21 protein-coding genes are annotated in these 24,554 nt (G+C 69.6%); 13 read left to right on the top strand and 8 right to left on the bottom strand.

Features of this window, described 5'->3' with window-relative positions; genetic code table 11:
• Positions 1 to 25: 25 nt before the first annotated feature.
• Both ACFY9N_RS01670 and ACFY9N_RS01665 read right to left on the bottom strand, forming a co-directional pair.
• Entirely contained in the window at positions 26 to 1,279 is a 1,254-nt protein-coding gene (locus ACFY9N_RS01670) for an LLM class flavin-dependent oxidoreductase (RefSeq protein ID WP_391476507.1), read from the bottom strand.
• Entirely contained in the window at positions 1,276 to 3,336 is a 2,061-nt protein-coding gene (locus ACFY9N_RS01665) for a hypothetical protein (protein WP_391476506.1), read from the bottom strand. Before ACFY9N_RS01665 ends, ACFY9N_RS01670 begins: the two co-directional genes overlap by 4 nt.
• 133 nt (positions 3,337 to 3,469) lie before the next feature.
• Here ACFY9N_RS01665 and ACFY9N_RS01660 point away from each other — a divergent pair, with 133 nt between their 5' ends.
• Complete coding sequence (locus tag ACFY9N_RS01660; RefSeq protein WP_391476505.1) at positions 3,470 to 3,922, top strand: hypothetical protein; 453 nt, start codon at positions 3,470 to 3,472, stop codon at positions 3,920 to 3,922.
• Positions 3,923 to 4,004: 82 nt separating this feature from the next.
• On the opposite strand, the gene ACFY9N_RS01655 is transcribed toward ACFY9N_RS01660, so the two are convergent.
• The 3 genes from ACFY9N_RS01655 to ACFY9N_RS01645 form a co-directional block, all read right to left on the bottom strand.
• Positions 4,005 to 4,304: a GIY-YIG nuclease family protein gene (locus tag ACFY9N_RS01655; protein WP_391476504.1), complete on the bottom strand. Its 300-nt coding sequence runs from the start codon at positions 4,302 to 4,304 to the stop codon at positions 4,005 to 4,007.
• Between the two features lie 95 nt (positions 4,305 to 4,399).
• A complete protein-coding gene (locus ACFY9N_RS01650) occupies positions 4,400 to 5,608 on the bottom strand; it encodes an acyl-CoA dehydrogenase family protein (RefSeq protein ID WP_391476503.1) in 1,209 nt (402 codons plus the stop codon).
• The gene (locus ACFY9N_RS01645; RefSeq protein WP_391476502.1) at positions 5,605 to 6,996 is read right to left on the bottom strand and encodes an O-acetylhomoserine aminocarboxypropyltransferase/cysteine synthase family protein; all 1,392 of its coding nucleotides are present in this window, start codon (positions 6,994 to 6,996) and stop codon (positions 5,605 to 5,607) included. Before ACFY9N_RS01645 ends, ACFY9N_RS01650 begins: the two co-directional genes overlap by 4 nt.
• A 100-nt stretch (positions 6,997 to 7,096) precedes the next feature.
• Between ACFY9N_RS01645 and ACFY9N_RS01640 the strand changes: the two genes are divergently transcribed.
• From ACFY9N_RS01640 to ACFY9N_RS01610, 7 genes are all read left to right on the top strand, one after another.
• Complete coding sequence (locus ACFY9N_RS01640) at positions 7,097 to 8,032, top strand: hypothetical protein (RefSeq protein ID WP_391476501.1); 936 nt, start codon at positions 7,097 to 7,099, stop codon at positions 8,030 to 8,032.
• Positions 8,029 to 9,288, top strand: coding sequence for an adenosylhomocysteinase (locus ACFY9N_RS01635; protein WP_391476500.1), 1,260 nt, complete (start codon positions 8,029 to 8,031; stop codon positions 9,286 to 9,288). The genes ACFY9N_RS01640 and ACFY9N_RS01635 overlap by 4 nt, the downstream gene beginning before the upstream one ends.
• 36 nt (positions 9,289 to 9,324) lie before the next feature.
• Positions 9,325 to 10,647, top strand: a complete 1,323-nt coding sequence (locus ACFY9N_RS01630) for an amidohydrolase family protein (protein ID WP_391476498.1) — start codon at positions 9,325 to 9,327, stop codon at positions 10,645 to 10,647.
• A complete protein-coding gene (locus tag ACFY9N_RS01625; protein WP_391476496.1) occupies positions 10,644 to 12,011 on the top strand; it encodes an NtaA/DmoA family FMN-dependent monooxygenase in 1,368 nt (455 codons plus the stop codon). The genes ACFY9N_RS01630 and ACFY9N_RS01625 overlap by 4 nt, the downstream gene beginning before the upstream one ends.
• Before the next feature lie 315 nt (positions 12,012 to 12,326).
• Positions 12,327 to 13,574: an extracellular solute-binding protein gene (locus tag ACFY9N_RS01620; protein ID WP_391476495.1), complete on the top strand. Its 1,248-nt coding sequence runs from the start codon at positions 12,327 to 12,329 to the stop codon at positions 13,572 to 13,574.
• Complete coding sequence (locus ACFY9N_RS01615) at positions 13,574 to 14,521, top strand: carbohydrate ABC transporter permease (RefSeq protein WP_391476493.1); 948 nt, start codon at positions 13,574 to 13,576, stop codon at positions 14,519 to 14,521. The genes ACFY9N_RS01620 and ACFY9N_RS01615 overlap by 1 nt, the downstream gene beginning before the upstream one ends.
• On the top strand, positions 14,518 to 15,345 hold the full coding sequence (locus tag ACFY9N_RS01610; RefSeq protein ID WP_391476492.1) for a carbohydrate ABC transporter permease: 828 nt from the start codon (positions 14,518 to 14,520) through the stop codon (positions 15,343 to 15,345). Before ACFY9N_RS01615 ends, ACFY9N_RS01610 begins: the two co-directional genes overlap by 4 nt.
• Before the next feature lie 245 nt (positions 15,346 to 15,590).
• On the opposite strand, the gene ACFY9N_RS01605 is transcribed toward ACFY9N_RS01610, so the two are convergent.
• Both ACFY9N_RS01605 and ACFY9N_RS01600 read right to left on the bottom strand, forming a co-directional pair.
• The gene (locus ACFY9N_RS01605) at positions 15,591 to 16,544 is read right to left on the bottom strand and encodes a RimK family alpha-L-glutamate ligase (protein WP_391476490.1); all 954 of its coding nucleotides are present in this window, start codon (positions 16,542 to 16,544) and stop codon (positions 15,591 to 15,593) included.
• 63 nt (positions 16,545 to 16,607) lie between these two features.
• On the bottom strand, positions 16,608 to 18,110 hold the full coding sequence (locus ACFY9N_RS01600) for a SulP family inorganic anion transporter (protein ID WP_391476489.1): 1,503 nt from the start codon (positions 18,108 to 18,110) through the stop codon (positions 16,608 to 16,610).
• A gap of 453 nt (positions 18,111 to 18,563) precedes the next feature.
• Between ACFY9N_RS01600 and ACFY9N_RS01595 the strand changes: the two genes are divergently transcribed.
• The 4 genes from ACFY9N_RS01595 to ACFY9N_RS01580 all read left to right on the top strand — a co-directional run bounded on the left by ACFY9N_RS01595 (position 18,564) and on the right by ACFY9N_RS01580 (position 22,237).
• On the top strand, positions 18,564 to 19,163 hold the full coding sequence (locus ACFY9N_RS01595; protein ID WP_391476488.1) for a sugar O-acetyltransferase: 600 nt from the start codon (positions 18,564 to 18,566) through the stop codon (positions 19,161 to 19,163).
• 269 nt (positions 19,164 to 19,432) lie between these two features.
• Positions 19,433 to 19,639 (top strand): hypothetical protein, encoded by a 207-nt coding sequence (locus tag ACFY9N_RS01590; protein ID WP_391476486.1) that lies wholly within the window; start codon positions 19,433 to 19,435, stop codon positions 19,637 to 19,639.
• Positions 19,640 to 19,838: 199 nt separating this feature from the next.
• Positions 19,839 to 21,281: a gluconokinase gene (locus tag ACFY9N_RS01585; RefSeq protein ID WP_391476485.1), complete on the top strand. Its 1,443-nt coding sequence runs from the start codon at positions 19,839 to 19,841 to the stop codon at positions 21,279 to 21,281.
• A complete protein-coding gene (locus ACFY9N_RS01580; protein WP_391476483.1) occupies positions 21,278 to 22,237 on the top strand; it encodes a phosphoglycerate dehydrogenase in 960 nt (319 codons plus the stop codon). The genes ACFY9N_RS01585 and ACFY9N_RS01580 overlap by 4 nt, the downstream gene beginning before the upstream one ends.
• Here the strand turns inward: ACFY9N_RS01580 and ACFY9N_RS01575 are convergent.
• Positions 22,221 to 22,916, bottom strand: coding sequence for a FadR/GntR family transcriptional regulator (locus ACFY9N_RS01575; RefSeq protein ID WP_391476482.1), 696 nt, complete (start codon positions 22,914 to 22,916; stop codon positions 22,221 to 22,223). The genes ACFY9N_RS01580 and ACFY9N_RS01575 overlap by 17 nt on opposite strands.
• 165 nt (positions 22,917 to 23,081) lie before the next feature.
• Between ACFY9N_RS01575 and ACFY9N_RS01570 the strand changes: the two genes are divergently transcribed.
• The gene (locus ACFY9N_RS01570; protein WP_391476481.1) at positions 23,082 to 24,470 is read left to right on the top strand and encodes a GntP family permease; all 1,389 of its coding nucleotides are present in this window, start codon (positions 23,082 to 23,084) and stop codon (positions 24,468 to 24,470) included.
• Positions 24,471 to 24,554 lie beyond the last annotated feature (84 nt).

Genomic DNA, 24,554 nt, shown 5'->3' with positions numbered 1-24,554 from the left:
GCACATCTGCGAAACGCGAAAAGCGCTACGGCCTCCGGAAGCGTTCCAGCACCCCGCCCTGGCCGTACTCGCGGCGGAAGATCCCGCGGCGCTGCAGCTCGGGAACGACCTGGTCGACGAAGTCCTCGAGCCCCGACGGGAACAGGTCGAGCATGATGTTGAAACCGTCGGCCGAACCCGCGCGGAACCACTCCTCCATCGTGTCGGCGATCTGCTCGGGCGTGCCGGCGAGGAACCGCTGCCCGTAGCCGCCGAAGTCGCGCAGCAGGCGGCGGATCGTGGGCTGCTCCGACCGGATGCGCTCGATCAGCACGCGGCGGTACGCGGCCGACCATCCGGCATCCTGCGCCTCGGCATCCGCGAGGATCTGCGCGGGCACCGGCGCGTCGAGGTCGAGTCCCGAGAAGTCCGCGCCGAGCGCCTTCGACAGCTCGTTGAGGCTGTAGGTCGCGGGGGCGAGGTGCTCCCAGTGGTCGAAGCGGTCCCAGGCCTCCTGCTCGGTGCTGCCGATCACGACCGCGAGCCCCGGGAAGACGCGCACGTCGTCGGCCGAGCGCCCGGCCTCGACCGCGTACGAACGGATCTTCTGACGGTGCTCGGCCGCGGATGCCGGGTCGTGGTCGACCGAGTAGACGCCGTCAGCGACGAGCCCCGCGAGGCGCCAGCCCGGCTCCGACCCGCCGGCCTGCACGATCGCCGGGCGCTCGGGAACGAGGGCCTCCATCTCGAGCCCGGCGTGCACCGAGAACGACCCCTCGTGGTCGACCACGTCCGACGTCCCGGCGGTCTCCCACAGCCGCTTGATGACGGTGACGAATTCCTCGGCACGGGCGTAGCGCACCGCGCGCTCGGGCACCTCGGTGATGCCGAAGTTGCGCACGGCCTCGACGTCCCAACTGGTGACGGCGTTCCACGCGAAGCGCCCCTGCGTCGCGGTGTGCAGCGCCCACAGGCGGCGGGCGAGTTCGACCGGCTCGTTGAGAGTGGTGGATGCCGTCGCCACGAAGCCGAGGTGCTCGGTCGCCGCCGCCATCGCCGGCACGAGCACGCCCGGGTCGAGGTACTGCACCGGACGGCTGCGCGGGTCGGTGATCGCGGGGCGGTCGGCGAGGAAGATCGCGTCGACCAGACCGCGCTCGGCGACTCGCGCCACGTTCTGCCAGTGCGCGAGGTCGACGATCGCGTCGGGGCGGATGTCCGGTGCGCGCCAGGCGGCGGGCCGCTGCCCGACCCCGAGCACGTTGATATTGACCGTGAGCAGGCGGTTCTCGTCGCTCATGACGCCTCCGTCTCGCTGCCGCGCTCGAAGCGGGCGGATGCTCCGGGGAGCTCGTACAGGGCCGGCGCGGGCAACCGCAGCCGGGCGCGCAGGGTCTGCGGTTCGGCATCCGCCGAGGCGTCCGCACCGTCGGCGATGACGGGCAACGCGCTCGCGATCGCGAGCAGTCCGTCGATGTCACTCACCGCGTGGCCGGTTGCGAGCGCGTGGCCGTCGGCATCCGCGTACGGGAGCACCCAGGCGTCGTCGCGCACGAGCAGGTCGACGTAGCGGTGCACGTCGTCGAATCGGCGCGACGACACGAACACCGGCAGGTGCTGCGGACTGCTCGGCACGTTGAGCGGACCGGCCGTCGGGTACGCGCCGTCGGCGTTGATGCGACGGATGCTCTCGGTCTGCGCGAAGTGGCGGGCACCGGCATCCGCGGCGATCGACTCCTGCGGCCAGGTGCGCAGCAGCTGCTGCACCACCCGGATGCGGTCGCGCTGCTCCTCGATCTCGGTGGCGCCGTCATCGAGCACCCAGGCGGTGCGTCCGCCCGAGAGCTGCTCGAGCGAGGCGATGCGCCGGGCGAGGTTGTAGGGGTGGCCGGTGAGCGACAGGTCGCCGGTGCCGACGGCGAACCACGCCGACGGCAGGCGGTGCAGCAGCGTCGCGATCGCGACGGCTGCGTCGAAGTGCGCACCGGGGCGCTCGTCGAACTGGAACAGCACGGGTTCGCGGCCGCCGAACGCCGCAGCCACCGCGTCGAGCGAGCGCGGGTCGGCGGTGAGGCGCGCGGCGAGCGCGGCGTCGAGCCGGACGACGGTCAGAGGCCGGATGCCGTCGGCGATCGACTGGGCGACGGCCACCTCGCGCTCGGCCGGTTCGGCGATGCGGTCGATCGCGTAGATCTCGCGGTCGGCGATCGCGCGCAGCCGGTGCAGCACCGGGTTGTGGGTCGAGAGGGTCTGGGCGTTGCGCCAGAAGCGGTCGAGGCGCAGCGACTGACGGAGGTTCTGCGCCTCGGCGACAGCGTCTGAATCACCGTCGAGCAGCGCCGGCAGCGTCATCAGCTTGTCGGCGGCCTCGATCACCTGCGGCACGATCGTGGCCTGCGCCTGGAAGACGGCGTTGACTGCATCGTCGGCGAGGGTCTCGGCATCGGCATCTCCGGCGATGATCGCCTGGTGCGCGATCTCGCTGAGGCGACCGATCTCACCGAGCGAGGCGCGCGCCGAAGCGACGAGCGCGCTGATCCGCCCGTATCCCTCGAGCACGAGGATCGGCGAGCCGCCGTGCGCCCGATCGATCTGATCGATGAGATCGGATGCCGCAGCACGAGCCCCTTCACCGATGCCGACCAGCACGGCGAGCAGGATCATCTGCTGCCACCCCGGCGTGCCGAGGTGCTGCGTCTGCCACGGGGCGACGTCGTCGGGGTCGACCGGTGCGCCGTCGAGCACGGTGGTGCCGCTCGCGGTGGCGCGCTGGCCGAAGCCGGTCCAGTCGTCGAGGAGCGTGACGCCTTCGGCATCCGTCTTCAGGGCGGCGATCACGAGGTCGCCGGCATCGTCGACCGCACTGTACTCGAGCCAGTCGGCGTAGCGGCTGCCCGTCGAGTAGAACTTGCGGCCGGTGAGGCGCGGGATGCCGGTCTCGGTCGACAGGCGGGTGGTGAAGACGCTCGGGCCGGACCCGTCGGCCTCGGTCCAGCCGCCGCCGATGATCGAGCCCGCGGCGACGCGGGAGATCCAGCGGTCGCGGAGGGCACCGGCGGGCGACTTCACGTGACGCTCGGTGGCGAGCACGTGCGTGCGCCAGGCCTGCGCGAGGTTCGAGTCGGCGGCGGCGATCGCGAGCAGGGCGTCGAGCAGGTCGAGCACGTTGCCGCCGAGGCCGCCCTCGGCGACGGGAACGCGGATGCGGCCGAAGCCGGCAGCGGCGAGACGGGTGAAGAAGCTCTGCGGGAGCTCGGGGGCATCGGCGATGCTCGCCTGGCGGATCTCGTCGAGGAGCGCCGGGATTCCGGGGGTTCTCCGCGCCCAATCCAGGGAGCCGAACGGACGGGAGGTCATGGCTTCAGCGTATCCAGCGCCGGGGTCGACGGGCGGCCCTGTTAACGCGCATGACGTTCGGGACGGATGCCGTTCGCTACAGTCGGAGCATCCCGCCCCGCTCGTCTCGCGAGCATCTTCTCCGAGGAGCATCATGTCCGCCCCCACCCTGCCATCCGACCGCGCCGCCGACCTCGGGGCACCGTGGAACGACGGCGCCGGTGCCCGGGCCCTGGGGCTGGTGCTCGACCTCGCCGCGCTGATCGCCGAGGTCACCGAAACGGGCGCCGCGCAGACCGCCGCACGCACCCGCCGCCAGCAGCACGGCAACAGCGAGCGCGCGGCCGACGACCCCCAGTTCCTGCGGGTTCTCGCCGATTCCGCCGCCCGTTCGGCCGTGGCGTCTGCCGCCGCGGAGTCGGTGCTGCGGCGTGCTGCCTCGGGCGAAGCATCCGTCGCCGATGCTGAAGCCGTGGCCGCCGGCCTGCTGCCGCTGGCCGGCGATGCCGTGCGCGCGCTGTTCGAGACGCTCGGCGCCTCGGCCACACTTTCGGAGCACGGCCTCCACCACTTCTGGACGAGACTCCACGACCTCGAGGCGCGTTAGCGCCCTTCGTCTCGCTTCGCTCGCTCAGGAACCGAAAGCTTCGGTCCCTGAGCGAGGAGCGAAGCGACGAGACAAAGGGCCCTCACTCCGCCGCGCTGCGCTCGGACCGCTGCCGTTTGCTCCACCCCGGGAGCTCTCCATATCGCCCCTCGATCAGCAGTTTCTTCTTCGCTCGAGACCACCCGTGGATTCGCCGCTCCCATCCGAATGCGTCGTCGATGCGGGCGAACTCCGAATACCAGACGAGCCGAAGCGGTCGACGCTTGCGCGTGTAGTCACCACCTTCGCCGAACTCATGTTGGGCGATGCGGTATTCGAGGTCGATGGTGCTCCCCGTATAGAAACTCCCGTCGGAGCATTCGAGGATGTAGACGAAGGGCATCCAGCGACGGTAGTTCAGAACGGCCTCATGCGGATGCCGTTGTCCACAGGCCCTTCGTCTCGCTTCGCTCGCTCAGGAACCGGTGTCGAACGACGTCAGGTGTAGAGGGAGAGGGGCTGGCGGATGCCGAGGAGGAAGTCGGCGCCGACCTCGAGCTTCTTGTAGTCGATCGGGTCGTGGAGCGAGTGCGTGCGGATGTTGCGCCAGTGCGCGTCGAGCCCGATCTTCGACGCGGTCGAGCTCGAACCCGTCGCCTCGAACACCCGGTGCGCGACGTCGGTCGCGGTCTCGCTCGAAACGACCTTGAGCTGTGCGACGCGGATCGCGATGTCGCCGCGGGCCTGCTCGTCGACCTCGGCACCGCGGGCGATCACCGCGTCGTATTCCTCGTCCACCCGGTCGGCGAGTGCCTCGACCGCCGCGACCTGCGCCACGAGTTCGCCGTAGAGGCGCTGCACGAAGGGGTCGTCGCGGTAACGGTCGGCTCCGCTGAGGAACCACGCGTTCGGTCGTGCGTTGGTGAGCTCGCGCGCCTGGTCGAGGGCTCCCTGCGCGATGCCGAGGTACAGGTTGCCGAACAGCAGCTGCACGGCGGGCGTCAACAGCGCCTGGAACCACTCGTCGGTGCCGAACCCGAGCAGATGCTCGCGCCCGACCGGAGCATCCGCGAATCGCACCGAGTTGCTCGCCGACAGGCGCTGGCCCAGGAAGTCCCAGTCGTCCTGCACCTCGACACCCGGATGCCCGGCGGGCAGTACGAGGAATGCGAATCGCCCCTCGTCGGGCCCGGAATCGACCACGGCGTTCACGAGGATCACGTCGCCCACCGACGAACCCGTCGAGAAACGCTTGGTGCCCGCCAGCCGGAAACCGTCGCCGTCGGGAGTGAGCGACAGCGTCGGATCGACGGGGTTCACCGAGTCGCCCCAGAGCCACGTGCCCTCGATCGACCGGCGGTACCAGTCGTCGCGCTCCTCAGCGCTCGCTACCAGGGCGATCGTGGCCGAGTTGGCGTAGTGGTAGCCGAGGAGCTGTGCGATGCCGGCATCCACCCGGGCGATCTCGCGTACCGCGAGGAACGCCGACGACCAGTGCCCTCCCCCGCCGCCCAGCGAGGCCGGGTCGAGCAGGGTCGTGAGTCCGGAGCGCTGCAGCAGCGCCGACTCGGCGCGCGGCACGGCCCCGGCGCGTTCGCGGGCGAGCACGTCGACCGCGAGCTCTTCCGCCACGGCCCGCGCGACCGAGCGCCAGTGCGCGTTCTCCTCACGGGTCGCGACGCCGGTCCACTGGCTGCGAGCGGTCACGGCGCGACCGCCGCGGCATCCGAAGCATCCGAACCGCCGGAGAGGTATGCGCTCACCGCGGCGAGCGCCGAGTCGATGTCGGCGATGAGGTCAGCGACCGTCTCGATTCCGACCGAGAGCCGCACGAGCCCCTCGTCGATGCCGAGCTGCGCCCGCAGCTCGGGCGTGAACGACAGGTGCGTCGTGGTCGCGGGGTGCAGCACCATCGACCGCACGTCGCCGATGTTGGTCATGCGGCTGAACACCCGCAGGCTGTCGATGAAGATTTCGGCGCCGGCCCGCCCGCCGCGCACGGTCACGGCGAACACCGACCCGCTGCGCCCGTCGAGGGTGCGCTGCGCGATCTCGTGCTGCGGGTGCCCCGGGAGCCCCGCGTAGTCGACGTACTCGACCGCCGGATGCTGCGCCAGGAACTCGGCGATCGCGCGGGAGTTCGACACGTGCCGCTCCATGCGCAGCGACAGGGTCTCGATGCCCTGCTGCAGCAGGAACGCGTGGAACGGCGAGAGCGCCGGGCCGAGGTCGTTCACGATGCCGCCGCGCACGAAGTACTCGTAGGCGCGGGGCCCGTAGGTCTCGAGCGCGCTCGGCACGCCGGGTGCCGGCGAGTCGGTGATACCCGGGTAGGAGCGCGGGCTGCCGGCCCAGTCGAAGGTGCCGCCGTCGACGACGATGCCCGAGATCGCCGCGCCGTGCCCGGTGAGGAACTTGGTGCCCGAGTGCACGACGATGTGCGCGCCCTGTTCGAGAGGACGCACGAGGTAGGGAGTGCCGATCGTGTTGTCGACAATGAGCGGGATGCCGTGGCGCTCGGCGATGCGGGCGACCGCGGCGATGTCGACCACGTCGTTCTTGGGATTCGGGATGGTCTCGGTGAAGATCGCCTTGGTGTCGGGGCCGATCGCAGCCTCCCACTCGGCCTCGTCGGTCGGGTCCTGCACGTAGTCGACGCCGACGCCGAAGCGCGCGAACGAGCGACCGAAGAGGATGCGCGTGCCGCTGTAGATGCTCGCGGTCGAGACGAACCGGTCGCCGTTGCCGACGATCGACAGGATCGCGGCGCTGATCGCGGCCTGCCCCGACGACACGACGATCGCTCCGACGCCGCCCTCGAGCGCGGCGATGCGGCGCTCGGCGACCTCGTTCGTCGGGTTGAGGTTGCGAGAGTAGATCTGTCCGTCCTCGCCGCCGAAGCGACGCGTGCTCTCGTCGAACGAGTCGAAGCGGAATGCCGCGCTCAGATAGATCGGCGCGATGCGCGACCCGTGGGCCGGTTCCTCGAACTCCCCCGCGTGGATCTGGCGGGTGTCGAAGCCGAAGCCCGTCCAGTCGTACACCGGTTCGAGCACTTCGTGCGGGACGGATTCGGGACGGATGCCTTCGCTCATTGCCCCGACGCTAGACAACGCGCGCGAACGGCGCGCGCCCGGGCGTCATGATCGGTCACAGACCGGCGGCCCGCGACGGCGAACGGATAGCGTCGCGACCGTGAGCGCTGCCCTTTCCCGCACCCTGCCGACGGATGCCGTGACGCCCCCGGGATTCCCGCTGGCGGCGGCCGCGGCATCCGCGTTCCCGGCGTCGATCCCTGAGTCGGGCGATTCGCCCGCGGCGGTGTCGTGGCGGTTCCCGGCATTGCCGGATGCCGTGGCGGATGCTGCGCGCACCGCGTTCGGTGTGGATGTCGTATCGAATGCCGAGGCCGCCGACCCGCGCGATCTGCCGGCCTTCGCAGCGATCTTCGCGCAGGCGCGCGCCGAACAGATCGTGCGGGCGCTCGCGCGGCGGACGAACCTCGTGCTGCCCGCGGCATCCGCGCTGGTGATCGGTGACGGCGCGGTCGCCGACCGTCTCGCGGCGACGCTCGGCGGCGGGGGATCGCGAGTGCTGCGTGGGATCGCCGATCCGGTCGCGCGTCTGCGCGCCCACCTCGCCGGAGCGCGTCTCGTCGACTCGCCGTGGCCTGCCGCTGACCTGGTCCTGACGACGGGAGAAGGCCACGCCCCCGTCGACCCGGCATCCGTGACCGGTGTGCTGATCGATGCTGCGTCGTCATCCACCGGGCGTTCGAATCGCTTGAATGTCGGTTTTCCCGCCGTCGAGGCGGCAAAGCAAGCTATTCGAAAGCCAGTGGTGGTGCGGGAGTATGTCACGCAAGTAGGGGAAGGCACCTGGGTGGTGGAGGCGCCGGGGGTGTTCGAGACGCTCGGTCAGCCGAGTCGGGTCGCCGACGCGCTCATCGCGCTGTCGATCCTGACGGTGCGCGGTCGCTGGGTCCCTGAGCCTGTCGAAGGGCCCCACCCCGAGAGTCGGGGGCGCTTCGACAAGCTCAGCGACCCAGGTGCGCGGCCCAGCAACCCAGTTGCGGGGCTCAGCGACCTCGTCATCGCCGACACCCTTCTCGCCCGGCTGGTGCTCGCATGACCGGGCGCATCGCCGACCCGACGCTGTGGCGCGAGGGCACCGAACGCATCGCGTGGGCGCGGCAGTTCATGCCCGCCACCACGGCGCTCGCGACCGAGCTGCGCGAGAGCGGGCGGGTGCGCGGCATCCGTATCGCCGTGTCCGACGTGCTCGAACCGAAGACCGCGACCGTCGCCCTGCTGCTCGCCGAGGCGGGCGCCGACGTCGCCGTCACCTGCGTGGGCCGCGACACCGACGATGCCGTCGCCGCAGCGCTCGTGCACGCCGGCATCCCGACCTACGCGCACCGTGGCGCGACCGATGCCGAAGACCGCGAGAACACCCTCGCGTTGCTCGACCACCACCCCGAAGTGATCGTCGACGACGGCGCGGCGACCATCCGGCTCGCGCACACCGAGCGCCCCGGCATCCTGGCGTCGATGGCCGGCGCGACCGAGCAGACCACGAGCGGCGTGCGCCCGCTGCGCACGATGGAGCGCGAGGGCGCCCTGCGCATCCCGATCGTCGCCGCGAACGACGCTCGCACCAAGTCGCTGTTCGACAACGCGCACGGCACCGGCCAGTCGGTGGTGCTGGCGGTCGCCGATCTGCTCGACCAGCCCTGGGCCGGTAGCGATGTGGTGGTCGCCGGTTTCGGACGCGTCGGCACCGGCGTCGCCCGCCACGCCGCCGCCCCCGGCGCGCGCGTGACCGTGGCCGAAGTCGATCCCGTGGCTGCGCTGCAGGCGGCGTTCGCCGGGTACGCGGTCGAGCCGTTGGCGGATGCCGCTACCCACGCCGATGTGCTCATCTCGACGACCGGCATCGCGCACACCGTCACGGTCGAGCACCTCGAGCGCCTGCCCGAGGGCGCCGCGGTCGCGGTCGGCGGCGGCGCGTTCCAGGAGATCTCGCTGCTCGCCGCCCTCGACGCCGGCGCCGTCGAGACGTCGCGTCGAGGCGCGGTGTCGGTGCTGCGGCTCGCGAACGGGCGCAGCATCCGCGTGCTCGACGACGGGCACTGCATCAACGTGAGCGCCGCCGAGGGCAACCCGATCCAGGTCATGGACCTGTCGTTCGGGGTGCAGCTCTCGGCGGTCGACCACCTGCTCGCAGGGCGCGGAACCCTGACGCCAACAGTGCACATCCTGCCCCGTGCTGCCGACGACCGGGTGGCCGCGCTGGCGCTCGGCGCCTTCGGCGGAGGGCTGGATGCCGTCAGTCCCGCGCAGCGCGAATACCTGACGTCGTGGCGCCCCCGCGATGTCGAATCCTGACCCGAACGACCCGACCCGAACACCCGAGAGACGACCATGAGCGACATCACCCTCCACCGCGCGCGCACCGTGCTGCCCGTCGCTGCGCCGCCGATTGCCGATGGTGCCGTCGCCGTGCGCGACGGACGCATCGTCGCGGTCGGCGCCCACGACGCGCTCACCGTCGAGTTCGGCGACGCGATCGGCGAGCGGCACGAGTGGGACGGCAGCCTCACTCCCGGGCTCGTCAACGCCCACACCCACCTGCAGTACACCGACATGGCGGCGGTGGGCCGGGGGCAGTACCCGAGCTTCGAGACCTGGGCCCTCGCGTTCGAGAAGGGCTACCGCGTCGAGCACGACTGGGCCGCATCGGCCGCCGAGGGAGTGCGCCTGTCGATCGAGTCGGGCACGACCGCCGTCGCCGAGATCGTCACCGACCCCGAGGCGGGCCGGGCGGTGCACGACGCGGGGCTGCACGGCGTCGTGTTCTGGGAGGTCTTCGGTTGGAAGCGCGCCGCCTGGCAGCACGACGGCCCTGAGCGGGTGCTCGCCCAGCTCGACGCGCTCCCCTCCCCTCCCGCGACCGGGCTCTCGCCGCACGCGATCTACTCGCTCGACACCGACGTGTTCCGTGAACTGCAGCGGCTCGCCGAGGCGCACGGTGTGCGATTGCACATCCACGCCGCGGAGTCGGCATCCGAAGACGAGTTCGCGCGATTCGGCACCGGTCCCCTCGCCGAGCGCTGGCGCGGCCTCGGGCACTCCGATATGCAACTGCTCTCGGGGAACGGATCGGGCACCGGCGTCGTGCACTACCTCGACACGGTCGGCGTGCTCACGCCGCACTCGCACCTCGCCCACGGCATCTACGTCGACGCCGCCGACCGCGCCCTGCTGCGCGAGCGCGGGGTGTCGGTCGCGCTGTGTCCGCGCTCGAACGCCGTCATCGGATTGGATGCCCCGCCCGTCGCCGCATACCTGACCGAGGGCAACCCCATCGGGGTGGGCACCGACTCGCTGTCGTCGTCGCCCTCGCTGCGTGTGCTCGACGACGTCGCCGAACTGCACCGGCTAGCTCGCTCCCAGGGGTACACGGCCGACGACCTGCACGCGCGGCTGCTGCACGCCGCGACGGCCGGTGGAGCGCGGGCGCTCGGGCTGGCCGACGGGCCGGCGCCGGCGGGGACGCTGGTCGACGGGGCGCGGGCCGACCTGGCGGTGTTCGCGACGGCATCCGCTGATCCGCGCGATGCGCTGGCCGAGATCGCCGAGGGGGCGCCCGAGGCGCTCGGCACGGTGGTCGACGGGCGGATGCTGTGGGAGGCGGGTGTCTCGGGGCGGGGCCCTTCGTCCGAGTTCGAGGGAGTGCACGCATGAGTGAGGCGAAGCCACTGTTCTTCGGTCTGTACGAGCAGGCCTGCGTCGGCAACGGATCCGGGGCCGTGAGTCTGTGGACCCACCCCGACGACCGGCGCCTCGGCGCGCTCGACCTGCGCTACTGGATCGACCTCGCCCGTCGCACCGAAGAGGCCGAGTTCGACCTGTTCTTCTTCGGCGACGTGCTCGGCATGTACGACACGCTCGGCGGCGGCCCCGCGACCGCGCTCGAATGGGGCGTCGAGCTGCCCGCGCACGACCCGCTCCTCCACATCCCGGCTCTCGCCGCCGTCACCGAGCGCATCGCGTTCGGCGCGACGGTGTCGACGACGTACGAGCATCCGTTCGCCCATGCCCGGCGTTTCAGCACGCTCGATCACCTCACCGCCGGCCGCATCGCCTGGAACATCGTCACCTCGTACCTTCCGGGTGCCGCCGCGAACTTCGGCCTCGACGTGATGGCGCACGACAGCCGCTACGACCGAGCCGACGAGTTCCTCGAGGTCGTCTACGACCTGTGGGAGCGCAGTTGGGACGACGACGCCTACGTCGGCAGCCGCGCCGAACGCCGGTTCGCCGATCCCGCGAAGGTGCACCGCATCGACCACGCGGGCGCGCAGTTCCGGGTGGCCGGGCCGCACGTCAGCCCGCCGTCACCGCAGCGCACGCCCTACCTGATCCAGGCGGGATGGTCGCCCCGTGGGCGCGAGTTCGCCGCCCGGCACGCCGAGCTGATCTTCGTCGGTGACTCCGACCCGCAGGCGATCCGCACGGGGCTCGCCGGCATCCGCGCCCGCGCCGCCGAACTGGGCCGCGATCCCGAGCAGATCCGCGCCGTCGTCGGCATGAACCCCGTGCTCGCGCCCACCCGCATCGAGGTGCAGCAGAAGCTCGACGGCTACCAGTCGCACTACAACGCCGACGCCCAGCTCGCCGCCTACGCCGGCTGGAGCGGAATCGACTTCGCCGCCTACGCCGACGACGAGCCCATCGTGAAGCAGTCGACGAACCACACGCAGACGAAGGAGACCCGATCGGATGCTCCGCCCCTCACCGCCGGTGACGTGCGACGCCGTTTCGCCTCGGTGACCGCCTTCGCCGACGATCGCTTCATCGGCACCCCCGACGAGGTCGCCGCGAACATCGAGGAGTTCGTCGAGGAGTCGGGTGTCGACGGGTTCCTGCTGCACCAGTACCTGTCGCCGGGGTCGCTCGACGACTTCTCGACGCTGCTCGCTCCCCGGCTGCGCGAGCGGGGCCTCTTCGGCGGGCGTCCGTCGGACGGCACGCTGCGCTCGCGGCTGCGCACCGACGGGGCGGATCAGTTGGGAGCGGACCACCCGGCCGGCGCGCGGCGGCGCTGAGGGTTTCTCGGGCGGGACCCTTCGACAAGCTCAGGGACCCAGTGTCCAAGACTGAGTCGCTGAGGGTCTCTCGGGTGGGGCGCTTCGACAAGCTCAGGGGCCCCGTACCGAGAACTGGATCGCTGAGCCTGTCGAAGCGCCCCCGCGTAACGCGCAGATTTCGCGGGAATGACGATCTGCGTCACATCATTTCGCCGTGTTTCCGAACCCGTGACCGCGGGCCCCCTCGTCCGAGAGACTCATGCCACGGGCATCCGCCCGACCTTCTCCCGACGATCGGTCACAGCCCGGTCGAGCTAAGGATCCCGCACCCTCATGAGCACCTCTCGCCCGCGCGTCACCCGGGTCGCGCTGTCGGCCGCCGCCGGCGTCGCATCCGTCGTCCTCCTCGCCGGTTGCACCGGTTCGTCCGCCCCGTCGAGCTCGTCCGGCGACGCCGACGACTTCGAGGGCGTCGAACTGACGTCGTGGAGCAGCATCGACTTCGACCCGTACCAGACGCTGCAGAAGGAGTACTTCGAGAAGTGCGCCGCCGACCTGGGCATCACGATCGACGCGCAGACCCTCTCGGGCGACTACACGACCAGCCTGCTGCAGGCCGCGAGCTCGAAGTCGCTGCCCGACATCGCCCTCGTCAACACCGACACTCAGCTGCCGACGCTCGCCGCACAGGGCGTGCTCGGCGACCTGAGCGAGCTCGGCATCACGACCGACGGCCTCGCCGAGCCGGTCGCCGCCCTCGGTCACTACGAGGACACCCTCTACGGCCTGCCGACGCAGGTCGAGGACTACTCGGTCTTCTACAACAAGGCGTACTTCGAAGAGGCGGGGATCACCGAGCTGCCCACCACGTTCGATGAGCTCATCGCCGCGGCGAAGGCCACCACGACCGCCGACCACTACGGCATCGCGCTGCCCGGCATCGCGGGCGACGGCTCGACGTCCTCCTACTTCCTGCCGTTCCTGCTGAGCGCGGGCGGCGACCCCGCCGACCTCACGAGCGATGGCGCGGTCGCGGCCGTCGACCTCTACAAGACGCTCGTCGACGACGGCAGCCTCTCGAAGGAGTTCGTGAACTGGGGCTGGGACGGCATCGACCAGTGGAAGTCCGGCAAGGCCGCGATCACGGTCTCGGGCCCCTGGAACCTCGTCGACACCAGCCTCGAGTTCGAGTACGGCACGTTCTCGGTGCCTGCCGGCACCAGCGCCGATGAGAGCAGCGTCGGACTCCTCGGATACGCCTACACCGTGCCGGTGCAGGGCGACGAGAAGCGCGAGAAGGCCGCCGCCGCTCTGATCGAGTGCCGCGCCTCGGAGGAGAACCAGGTCGACACGGCCGTGCAGGGCGGGTACGTCCCGGCGCTGACGGCGGCGCAGGATGCCTTCGTCGCCGAGGTCCCGGCCGCCGAGGCCTTCGTCACCCCCGTCGCGAACGCCTTCAACCCGGCGACGCTCGGCACCGAGTGGAGCGCCCTGCAGGCGAAGTACGTCGACGCGCTGCAGAACGCGACCGTCAACGGCGTGAGCGCCGAGGAAGCGCTGAGCAAGGCCGACCAGGGTTGATGACGACCGCTGCCACAGCGCCGAAGCGGCCGGGGACACCTGTCTCCGGCCGCTTCGGCCTGACTCTGGTGCGGCGACGGAACCTGGAGCTCTGGGCCTTCCTCGTGCCCGCCATCCTGTTCTTCGCCGTCTTCTTCCTGTTCCCGCTCGGGTACGGCGTGTTCATGAGCACGACCGACTTCACGACCGGCACCTTCATCACCGGTGAGGCGCCGTTCGTCGGGTTCCAGAACTTCATCGACATCTTCCGCGCGGATGCCACCGGCATCGCGATCGTGAACACCCTCACGATCACGGTCGTCGCCGTGGTGTCGGAGCTCGTGATCGGCCTCGCGCTCGCGCTGCTGTTCACGCGGCGCTTCCCGGGGAGCCGTTGGCTGCCTGCCCTCATCCTCATCCCCTGGCTGCTGCCCGCGGTTGTCGTCGCGACGATCTGGAAGTCGCTGCTCGCGGGAGACGGGGCGATCAACGACATCCTCGGATTCCTCGGCCTGCCCGGCAACGCCTGGCTCGCCGACCCAGCCACCGCCCTCGCCGCCGTGATCATCGTGACCGTGTGGGCGAGCCTGCCGTACTGGTCGACGATCCTCGCCGCGGCCCTCAAGCAGGTGCCGGTCGAGCACCTCGAAGCGGCATCCCTCGACGGCGCCGGGGCGTTCAAGCGCCTGTGGCACATCATCATCCCCAGCATCTGGCCCGTGATCTCGGTGCTCGTCGTCATGAGCGTCGTCTTCAACCTGTTGATCGTCGACCTCGTGCTCGCGCTCACGCAAGGCGGGCCCGCCAACAGCACCATGACCCTCGGTGTGCTCTCGTACCGCTCGGCGTTCAGCCTGTTCGAGTTCGGGCACGCGGGCGCCTACGGCATGCTGCTGCTCGTCATCAGCCTCGGCTTCGCCGCCGTCTACACCTGGCTCTCCGCCCGACAGGAGCGTGCCGAGCGATGAGCATCCGCACTCCCCGCCGCCGTCGCGGCTGGTTCTGGACCGTGCTCACGGTCTCGATCCTCATCGTCTACCTGTTCCCGATCTACTGGATGATCTCGGCATCCCTGCAGCCCGATGCCAACTCCACCGACACCGCGTGGTTCCCGACCGCCCCGGCCCTCGACGGCTACGTCACGGCCTTCGAGGACGGCGGCCTCGACGGCCTGCGCGTCAGCCTGATCACCGCGATCGGATCGGTGCTGCTCACGCTCGTCGTCGCCGTGCCCGCCGCGTACTCGCTGAGCCGGCTGCGGTCGCGGGCGGTGAGCCTCGGGCTCGTCATCCTGCTGCTCGCGCAGATGATCCCGAGCATCGTGCTCGCGAACTCCTTCTACGCGATGTTCAACACCGCGGGGGCGCTCAACACGTACATCGGACTGATCCTCGCGAATGCGACCGCCGGCATCCCGTTCGCGATCATCCTGCTGCGCTCGTTCATGCTGCGCCTCGACACCGAGGTGATCGAGGCATCCACCCTCGACGGGCTCGGCCCGATCGGCGCGCTGTGGCGTGTGGTCGTGCCGCTGTCGCGCAACGCGATCATCACGGCGGGGGTCTTCACGTTCCTCTTCGCGTGGGGCGACCTGCTGTTCGGCCTCACGCTCGTGACGAAGACCGACATGTACCCCGTGACCGTGTTCATCTACGCGCTGGCGAACTCGAACATGAACACGTGGGCGGCGACGATGGGCGCCTCGTTGATCGCGAGTCTGCCCGCGCTGGTGCTGGTTCTGGCGGCCCAGCGGTACGTGAAGGAGGGTGTGATCGCCGGCAGCGGTCGGTAGCGGCGGCATTACCTGGGCGGGGCATCCTCGGCTTTCGAATCGCTCACTTCGTCGTTTCGAGGCTCCGAAAACCGGAAAGTGAGCGATTCGGAACTGCCCCCGCTGGCACGAGACTTCCCGACCAGAGCACAGACGGTTCGAATCGCTCACTTGGTCGTTCCGGCGCCCGCAGAAGCGCAAAGTGAGCGATTCGAAAGACGGCGGACGGGCCGACCCGGGGTTGAACTCCGCAGAAGGAGGGCAGGTCAGACCGCGGCCGGCTCCGATTCCCGGGCGAGCAACCCGCCGAGGAAGCTCGCGATCGTGCGCGGCCCCGAGACCGCGGCACCCGCCTCGACGTCGGGGTTGTAATTCGTGTTGGTGTTCACGTCGTAGGTGACGAAGCGGCCGTCGACGGTCTCGATGAACTCGATGCCCGCGACGGTGATGCCGGCGTCCTTCAGGAACGCCAGATACTGCTGGACGAGCGGATGCTGCGCCGTGATCTCCTCGCGGATGCGGAACAGCGGCTCGGGCTCGACCCCGTCGGCGCCGGGCAGCGCGCACGCCTCGGCCGGGCACAGTTCGAAGCTCCCGGCGCTGGTGTCGACGCGCACGGCGTAGACGAACTCCCCGCCGGCGAACTCGACGCGCGTTACGAAGGGAGCCGCGGCGAACAGGTTCTCCTGCAGCAGCGTGATGCCGTCGGGCGAGGGCTCGAACTCCGGGCCGTCGACCCACGCGTCGAACTCGTCGTGGCTGTCGTGGCGGCGCACACCGAGCCCCTTGCCGCCCTGGTTGTGCTTGCTGATGAAGGGGGCGGTGAACTCGCGGGCCCGCTCCTTGAGCGCGGCGGTACCGAAGACGGCGATGGTGCGCGGCACCGCGATACCGGCCCGCTGCAGGGCGGCATGCTGCGCGGCCTTGCTGACCTCGAGCTCGAGCACCGGGCTGCCGTTCACGACGGTGCGACCGGAAGCCTCGAGCCACCGCAGCACGGCACGGCCGAACTCCTTGGAGTCGCCGTGGTCGCGCGTGTGCGCCGATGCGCTGAGCCGCGACCAGAAAACGCCGGCCGGCGGCTCGGCGTTCAGGTCGATCGACCCGTCGGTGAGCAGCCATTCCTGCGCGGGCACGCCCTCGGCCTCGAAGGCCGCGGCGAACGGCGGGAACCATTCGGCGTTCTCGTGGATCACGTACACGCGGGGCTCAGCAGTCATACCCTCACGCTAAATCACCCCGCCCACCCGAGGGCCGGTCGTCGTGATGCAACGTAATGCGCGCTACCCCTCGCCGCCGAGCTGTCCGGTCAGCCGCCCGTGGAACGCCCCGCTCGTCTCGTTCAGCCCGACGAGTTCGACGGTCGTGCCGTGCCGGGCGTACTTCGTCTCGATCGCGTCGAGTGCGGCGACGGTCGAGGCATCCCACACGTGCGATTTCGACAGGTCGATGACCACGCGCGCCGGGTCGTCGGCGTACTCGAACAGCGTCGTGAGGTCGTTGCTCGACGCGAAGAACAGGGCCCCGTCGACGACGTACGTCGCGACCTCGCCATCGTCGGAGACCGTGCGGGTGACCGACACGACGTGCGCCACCCGGCGCACGAAGAGGACGGATGCCGCGATCACCCCGGCCACGACCCCGACCGCGAGGTTGTGCGTGAGCACGACGGCGACGACGGTGACGATCATGACGAACGTCTCGCTCTTCGGCATCCGCTTCAAGGTCGACGGACGGATGCTGTGCCAGTCGAACGCACTGATCGAGATCATGATCATCACGGCGACGAGTGCGGCCATCGGAATGGTCGAGACGAAGTCGCCGAACACGACGACGAGCAGGAAAAGGAAGACCCCGGCGAAGAACGTCGAGATGCGGGTGCGGGCGCCGGAGCGCACGTTGATCATCGTCTGACCGATGACGGCGCACCCGCCCATGCCGCCGAAGATGCCCGAGAGCATGTTCGCGGCGCCCTGCGCCCAGGCTTCGCGAGTCTTGCGGGAGTGCGTGTCGGTGATCTCGTCGACGAGCTTCGCGGTCATGAGCGATTCCATGAGCCCGACGAGGGCGACGCCCAGCGCGTACGGCGCGATGATGGTGAACGTCTCCCATGTGAACGGCACGTTCGGGATGAAGAGTTCGGGCAGGCTGCGCGGCAGGGCTCCCTGGTCTCCGACGGTCGGAACGTTTATCGCGAACACCAGCACGACGGCGGTCACGATGATCACCGAGACGAGGGGCGCCGGAACGAGCTTGGTGATCTTGGGCATGAAGATCATGACGAGGATGCCGAGGGCGACGAGCGGATAGACGAGCCACGGCACCCCGATCAGCTGCGGCACCTGGGCGCTGAACACGAAGATCGCGAGCGCGTTCACGAACCCGGTCATGACACTTCGCGGGATGAAGCGCATGAGCTTGGCGACGCCGAGCACGGCCATGAGCACCTGGAAGACACCGGCGAGGATGACGGTGGCGATGAAGTAGTCCATGCCGTAGGTGGGCGCCACGGGTGCGATGACGAGCGCGACGGCGCCGGTCGCGGCGGTGATCATCGCGGGGCGTCCGCCGAGGAACGAGATGGCGATCGCCATGATGAACGACGAGAACAGGCCGACGGCCGGGTCGACCCCGGCGATGACCGAGAACGAGATCGCCTCGGGGATCAGCGCGAGGCCGACGACGAGACCCGCGAGCACCTCGCGCGTCAACAGGCGGGGGCTCTTGAGCGCGGTGAGTACGGAGGGATTTGCGCGATAGCGCGCGCGGTCGTCGACGGAGGTCACGGATGCTCCAGAGGGGGTGGATGGGCCCGAGTCGGGCCGATCCACTCTAAACCTGGCGAGCTCGTGTGCTGCCGTCGGGCTGCGGAGCCGATTCCGGCGTGGCCCCAGGAGGGCCTGTTCCGCGGCGGATGCTGCGACGACTCCCCGAACACCCACGCGACGAGACACTGGCAGAAGACCGGTCATTCCGTGATGCAGAGTTTCGAACCCGGCGAGGACTGGTTCTAGGATTTCCGCGACGAAGCCGCATTCGATGGCCCGTCGCTCGCGGCCCCGACGAGCCATCCTGAATCGCAGGCCGTTCCGGGTCCGAGCGATCGTCTTCCCGCCGACTGGATGGATATCCTCAACCGCAGAGGGCGCTGAGGGGCCCGCCGAATGTGAGGTCGCCCCACCAAGGCGCGTATCGACAGGGCATCCCTCATTCAGGCACGGCGACCTACGTTGGGACGCATGGATGACAACGGAACCTCCCACGAGGACCGCACGAGCCTCTCCGACCTCCTCGCCCTCCTGAACGCCGGTGAGACCATTCCCGGCGGCTCACCCGGTCACGCCGTGATGCATGAGACGAGTCAAGAAGCGCTCCGCGTCGCCGGCGAGCTCAACGCCGGCTATCACGAGCCGAGCCGAGTGCGAGAACTCCTCAGCGCGCTGATCGGCGAGCTCGTGGATGAAACGGTCACGCTGTTCCCGCCGTTCACCGCGGACTTCGGGAAGAACATCGCGATCGGTAAGCGCGTCTTCATCAACTCCGGATGCCGTTTCCAGGACCAGGGCGGGATCACGATCGGCGACGACTGCCTGATCGGCCACAACGTCGTCATCGCCACCCTGCAGCACGGCCTCGACCCCCGCCGACGAGGCGACCTGCTCCCCGCACCCGTGACCATCGGCCGGAACGTCTGGCTGGGGGCGAACGTCACCGTGCTCCCCGGCGTCACCATCGGAGACGATTCCGTCGTCGGCGCCGGATCAGTGGTCACCAAGGATGTTCCCGCGCGGGTGATCGCGGTCGGCTCCCCCGCTCGGGTCATCCGCACCATCGAGTAGGACAGCGAGCCCCCGGTTCCGCGCCGCGATCGCGAGCCATATCGAGACCGTCAGCAAGGACGAGAAGTTCCAAGAGGGCCCGGGTGTCGGGTCTCCGGTCTACAATAGAGGGCATAGCCCCCGACGCAGCGCACGAGAGTGTGACGGTCGGGGTTCATTTTTTCGCCCACGGTGCTGACAGATAACGTCTGCACCGTGCCCTGAATGGGGTGAATCAGCGGGAGGACTTCCGCCCCCCCTAGTTGCTGATCCCGCGCTTCGAGATGGGAGTGGACGTCGCCCGCACCATCAACGTCGCCGGCGCCGCGTACTCGTTTCAGCTCGGCGGAGGGCCGGCGTTCCTCGCGGGCGCGCAGCAGTCCGGAGCGCAGACCTCCCGCACCGGATACGGGATGCTGCTCGGACTCGGCTGCGGCGGCGGCATCCTCGTCGTGATCCTCGTCACCGTCGTCACGCTCGCGGTCATCGGCCTCTGACCCCGCCGAGCCACCCCCTGACGCACGACCGACCCCTTTCCGCACGTCACGGGAGGGGGTGGCTCGCCTTTAAAGGGGTGGCTCGGCGCTGAATAGTCGCGGATTCTCTCCCCCGCGGTGTCACACGTCGATCAAAAGATCATATTATTGGCGTGGTGAGGGCGCCTGCCCTCAATGAGACTCCGACGATGGGCCCCTCATGAAGATCCTCGCGCTCGAAGCGAGTACGACGTCCGCGAAAACGATGGTGTTCGACGCAGATACCGGCGAGATGAGTGTGCGCAACCGCCGCTTCGAGGTGGAGGGGCCCGACACCGCCGTCCGCGAAGGCGACTCGATCTATGCGCAGTTGATGGCGCTCGGGCGCGAGAGCGCGGCCGGTCACCAGATCGACCTCATCGTCTTGAGCGGCACCTGGCACGGCCTGACGCTTCGCCGCGCCGACCTCTCCTCCGTCAGCCCGGTCATGGAATGGCCGTACACAGGTGCGCAAGATCTCTGCGCGAAGCTCCGCCAAGACGATGAGCTCACCTGGTGGTTCTACGAGCGCACCGGCTGCATGGTCAACGCGATCTACCCGGTGTTCAAGCTGCAGTATCTGCGCGAGCAGGGCATCGATCCCGACGGCCTCATCGCGATGGACCAGTCGACCCTCAACTTCGCACGCATGACCGGTGAGATCTGGTCGAACCCGGCGCTCGCCTCCGGCACGGGGATGCTGCGCGCCGACGGCACCGGCTGGGACACCGAGGTGCTCGAGCGCTTCGGCCTCGGCGGCGTGCGACTTCCCGAGTTGCACGAGACCACGGACACCGCACCACTGACCGCAGAGGCGGCGACGCTGCTCGGACTGCCCGTCGGCATCCCGGTGCTGACCCCCGGCCCCGACGGCGGCCTCAACCAGGTGGGCGACCTCGCCATCGAGCCCGGCGACATGACGTTCTCGATGGGCACGAGCGGGGCGCTGCGGGTGGCCACGCGGCATCCGTCCTTCTCCCCGACCCTCAGCACCTGGTCGTACCGCTCGCCGCTCGGGGCGCTCAGCGGTGCGGCGACCTCAGGGTGCGGCAACTGCGTCGATTGGGCGCGCGACCGCCTGTTCGGCGCCTCGACCGACTACGCCGAGATCGAGCCGCTGCTGTCGGCCGATCGCGTCGACACGCCGGTCTTCATGCCGTTCCTGTTCGGCGAACGCAGCCCCGGCTGGCAGGATCAGCGCCGCGGCGGCTTCCTCGATCTCACGCCCCAGCACTCGCGCGTCGACATGTACCAGTCGGTGCTCGAGGGCATCGTGTACTCCCTCTTCCACTGCTACAAGGAGCTCACCGCGCTCGGCGGCGTGCCGCGTCGCATCATCCTCTCGGGCGGCGTGCTGTCGTCGCCGTTCTGGACGCAACTGGTCGCCGACGTCTTCGGTGTCGAGATGCAGGTGTCCACCCAGCAGCACACCTCGATCGTGGGCGCGGTGCGGATGGGACTGCTCGCGACCACCGGTTCGCTGAAGCATCCGGCGTTCGATGACACCGAGGTGCGCACGATCACGCCGCGCCTCGAACGCCGCGCCCAGTACGACGCCGGCTTCGCCCGGTATCTCGACCGCTACACCCGAACCGTCCCCGGATCGGAAGGAGCCCGCGCGTGAAGATCCTCGTGACACCGACCTCGCTCTGCCGCGACCCCGAAGGACCCGGCATCCAGCGCCTTCGCGCCGTTTTCGACGAGATCGTGCTGAATCCGCACGGACGTCCGTTGACCGCCGAGGAGCTCGTGCCGCTGGTCGGAGACGTCGACGCGATCGTGGCGGGGCTCGACGAGTACACCGCTGAGGTGTTCGCCGCCGCCCCGCGACTGCGCGCCCTCGCCCGATACGGCGTCGGCGTCGACCGGGTCGACCTGGATGCCGCGGCGGGGCACGGCGTGAGCGTCGCGCGCACCCCGGGTGCGAACTCGCTCGCGGTGGCCGAACTCGCGGTGGGACTCGTGTTCGCCGCCGCCCGCGGCATCCCGTTCCTCGACGCCAGCGTGCGCTCGGGCGGCTGGCCACGCCAGGAGGGGCGCGAGCTCACCGGCGGGGTGTTCGGGCTCATCGGCTTCGGTGCGATCGGCCGCCTCGTGGCGGAACGTGCCCGCGGGCTCGGGATGACGCCCGTCGCCTACGATCCCATGCTGCCGGATGCCGTCTTCGAGGCCGCCGGCGTCGAGCGACTCGACCTCGACACGCTGTGCGAGCGATCCGACGTCGTGAGCCTCCACGTGCCGCTTCTGCCGGAAACCTCGCACATCCTCGACGCACGCCGCCTGGCGCTGCTGCCGGAAGGCGCGATCGTCGTCAACACGGCTCGGGGCGGACTGCTCGATGAGGCGGCGGCGCGTTCCCTGCTCGATGAGGGGCACCTGCACGGCGTCGCCATCGACGTGTACGAGGCCGAGCCGCCGTCGAGTTCGCCGCTGGTCGGTCACGACCGCGTCGTGTCGACGCCGCACGCCGGAGGTCACACCGCCGGTGCGGTGCGCCGTATGACGGATCAGTCGATCGACGCGGTCATCGAGATGATCACGGGCGGCACGCCCGAGGGACTCGTCACACCAGCGCCCTGACCTCCGACAGCACCGCGTCGACGTACCGGCGCGTGTGGTGTTCGGCCGCTTCGGCATCACCGCGCGCGATGGCGGCAGCGGTCTGCACATGGTTGTGCAGCGACTCCTCATACGGGTCTGCGGGAGTGAGGCCGAGATCGGTGCGTCCGGTGATGACGGCGGCGATCGCGGCCTTGTTCGCGGCCAGCATGAGGTTGCCGCTCATATCGAGGATGAGGTCGTGAAAAGCGACGTCGGCTGAGAGGTACGCCTCGGATGCCCCGCGGCCGGCTTGTCCGTGCTTCTCGAGCTCTGCGGCGAGCCGGACGATCTCGGCGCGCTGCACATCGCTGCCGCGGACGGCCGCCAGACGGGCCGCGATCGGTTCGATCGCGGAGCGCATCTCGTTCACGACGACGATCTGCTGGGCGCGGCGCGGCGAGGCGAGCTGCCAGCCGATGAGCCGGGTGTTGAGCGCACTCCACTCGGAGGGCGGGCGCACGGTGAGCCCGACACGGCGCCGCGACGCCAGCATCCCCATGGATTCGAGCACGCGGACGGCCTCGCGGATCACCGTGCGCGACACCGCGTACCGCGCCTCGAGGTCTGCGAGCGTGAAGACGGTCCCCGGCGCCAGCTCGCCTGCGGCGATGCGCAGCCCGAGGGCGTCGAGCACCGAGCCATGAGATGCCTGCGCCATGACGTTCTCCCATTGATACGATCACATGTTGCAAAAGATACGATTTTTGTGAAAAGCTCGCACTGCTCCGCCGACGCTCGGTGGGAGTAGATCGAATCCTAACGCGGGACGCCCGAACGGCTACGAGGCCAGGGATCCCGCTACTCGACATCAACGGAGATACCGATGGAAGATTGGACCCAGACGCTGGGTGCCGGACCATTGCTGCTCATCGCAGCCGGAGCGATCGCGCTCATCCTCGTGCTGATCATCGTCTTCAAGGTTCACGCCTTCCTGACCCTGATCATCGTCTCGCTGCTCACCGCAGTGGCCGCGCAGGTGCCGATCGCGGCGATCAGCGAAACACTGACGAGTGGATTCGGTGGCACACTCGCCGGGGTCGCACTGCTGGTCGCCCTGGGAGCCATGCTCGGCAGGCTCATCGAACATTCCGGTGGTGCGAAGGCGCTCGCCGACCGCTTCGTCGAGATCTTCGGCGAGAAGCGCGCACCGTTCGCACTCGGTATCGCATCGCTGGTCCTCGGTTTCCCGATGTTCTTCGACGCGGGCCTGATCATGATGCTGCCGATCATCTTCGCGATCGCGCGCCGCGTCTCGAAGAACAACGTCCTGATCTTCGGCATCCCGGCGGCCGCGGCCTTCTCGGTCATGCACGTGTTCCTGCCTCCGCACCCCGGCCCCGTCACCGCAACCGAAGCATACGGCGCGAACCTCGGCCTCGTTCTGCTCGTCGGCCTCGTCATCGTCTTCCCGGTCTGGTACCTCTCGGGTTACCTCTGGGGCAAGTTCGTCGCCGCCCGCATCCCGCTTCCGGTTCCCGAGCTGTTCGGCGAACTCGACCATGACCAGCCGAAGAACCCGCCGAAGGCGTCCACGATCATCTGGTTGCTGCTGCTGCCGATGTTCCTCATCTTCCTCAACACCGGTCTCACCTCATTGGCATCGGCCGGCATCGTCTCCAGCGACGACCTCTGGGTGCAGGTGCTGGTGCTTGTCGGCAACTCGTTCGTGGCACTGCTCATCACCGTGCTCGTCGCGACGTTCGTGCTCGGCTCCCGCCGCGGCGAGAACGGCTCCGCGATGGAGAAGATCGTCGACTCGGCCCTCGGCCCCGTGTCATCCGTCATTCTCATCACCGGCGCCGGTGGCATGTTCGGTGGCGTTCTGCGTGCGTCGGGCATCGGCGACGCCCTCGCCGACACGCTGAGCGACCTCGGCCTGCCGATCATCTTCGCGGCGTACATCATCGCCGTCGTGATCCGCCTCGCGCAGGGCTCGGCGACCGTCGCGCTCGTGACGGCGGCGGGGCTCGCTGCCCCCGCCGTGCTCGCCGGCGACTTCAACGAGCTGCAGGTCGTCGCGATCGTACTGGCCACCGCCGCAGGCTCGGTGTTCGCCGGTCACGTCAACGACTCGGGCTTCTGGCTCGTCGGCCGCCTCATGGGCATGGACGTGAAGACCACGCTGAAGACCTGGACCGTGCAGCAGACGATCGAATCCGTCGCCGCGTTCGTCCTGGTGCTCGGCATCTACGGCCTCGCGTCGCTTCTGTAGCACGCACGTCGCACGAAACGGGGCGGGTCGGGCACACGCCGGGCCCGCCCCCGTTCTTTCCATCCGCATCACTTCCGAGAGGAT

Origin of the sequence: Microbacterium sp. NPDC008134 (assembly GCF_042957055.1) — a bacterium.
Lineage (GTDB): Bacteria > Actinomycetota > Actinomycetes > Actinomycetales > Microbacteriaceae > Microbacterium.
The sequence above is the reverse complement of the archived record's forward strand: the minus strand, read 5'-3'. Positions and strand labels throughout refer to the sequence as shown.

Excerpts from the sequence above, each read along its gene's own strand:
- ACFY9N_RS01620 (WP_391476495.1), top strand. The coding sequence starts at position 12,327 with ATGAGCACCTCTCGCCCGCGCGTCACCCGGGTCGCGCTGTCGGCCGCC.
- ACFY9N_RS01570 (WP_391476481.1), top strand. The coding sequence starts at position 23,082 with ATGGAAGATTGGACCCAGACGCTGGGTGCCGGACCATTGCTGCTCATC.
- ACFY9N_RS01605 (WP_391476490.1), bottom strand. The coding sequence starts at position 16,544 with ATGACTGCTGAGCCCCGCGTGTACGTGATCCACGAGAACGCCGAATGG.
- ACFY9N_RS01665 (WP_391476506.1), bottom strand. The coding sequence starts at position 3,336 with ATGACCTCCCGTCCGTTCGGCTCCCTGGATTGGGCGCGGAGAACCCCC.
- ACFY9N_RS01670 (WP_391476507.1), bottom strand. The coding sequence starts at position 1,279 with ATGAGCGACGAGAACCGCCTGCTCACGGTCAATATCAACGTGCTCGGG.
- ACFY9N_RS01655 (WP_391476504.1), bottom strand. The coding sequence starts at position 4,304 with ATGCCCTTCGTCTACATCCTCGAATGCTCCGACGGGAGTTTCTATACG.
- ACFY9N_RS01585 (WP_391476485.1), top strand. The coding sequence starts at position 19,839 with ATGAAGATCCTCGCGCTCGAAGCGAGTACGACGTCCGCGAAAACGATG.
- ACFY9N_RS01645 (WP_391476502.1), bottom strand. The coding sequence starts at position 6,996 with ATGAGCGAAGGCATCCGTCCCGAATCCGTCCCGCACGAAGTGCTCGAA.
- ACFY9N_RS01635 (WP_391476500.1), top strand. The coding sequence starts at position 8,029 with ATGACCGGGCGCATCGCCGACCCGACGCTGTGGCGCGAGGGCACCGAA.
- ACFY9N_RS01625 (WP_391476496.1), top strand. The coding sequence starts at position 10,644 with ATGAGTGAGGCGAAGCCACTGTTCTTCGGTCTGTACGAGCAGGCCTGC.
- ACFY9N_RS01630 (WP_391476498.1), top strand. The coding sequence starts at position 9,325 with ATGAGCGACATCACCCTCCACCGCGCGCGCACCGTGCTGCCCGTCGCT.
- ACFY9N_RS01660 (WP_391476505.1), top strand. The coding sequence starts at position 3,470 with ATGTCCGCCCCCACCCTGCCATCCGACCGCGCCGCCGACCTCGGGGCA.
- ACFY9N_RS01610 (WP_391476492.1), top strand. The coding sequence starts at position 14,518 with ATGAGCATCCGCACTCCCCGCCGCCGTCGCGGCTGGTTCTGGACCGTG.
- ACFY9N_RS01595 (WP_391476488.1), top strand. The coding sequence starts at position 18,564 with ATGGATGACAACGGAACCTCCCACGAGGACCGCACGAGCCTCTCCGAC.
- ACFY9N_RS01615 (WP_391476493.1), top strand. The coding sequence starts at position 13,574 with ATGACGACCGCTGCCACAGCGCCGAAGCGGCCGGGGACACCTGTCTCC.
- ACFY9N_RS01575 (WP_391476482.1), bottom strand. The coding sequence starts at position 22,916 with ATGGCGCAGGCATCTCATGGCTCGGTGCTCGACGCCCTCGGGCTGCGC.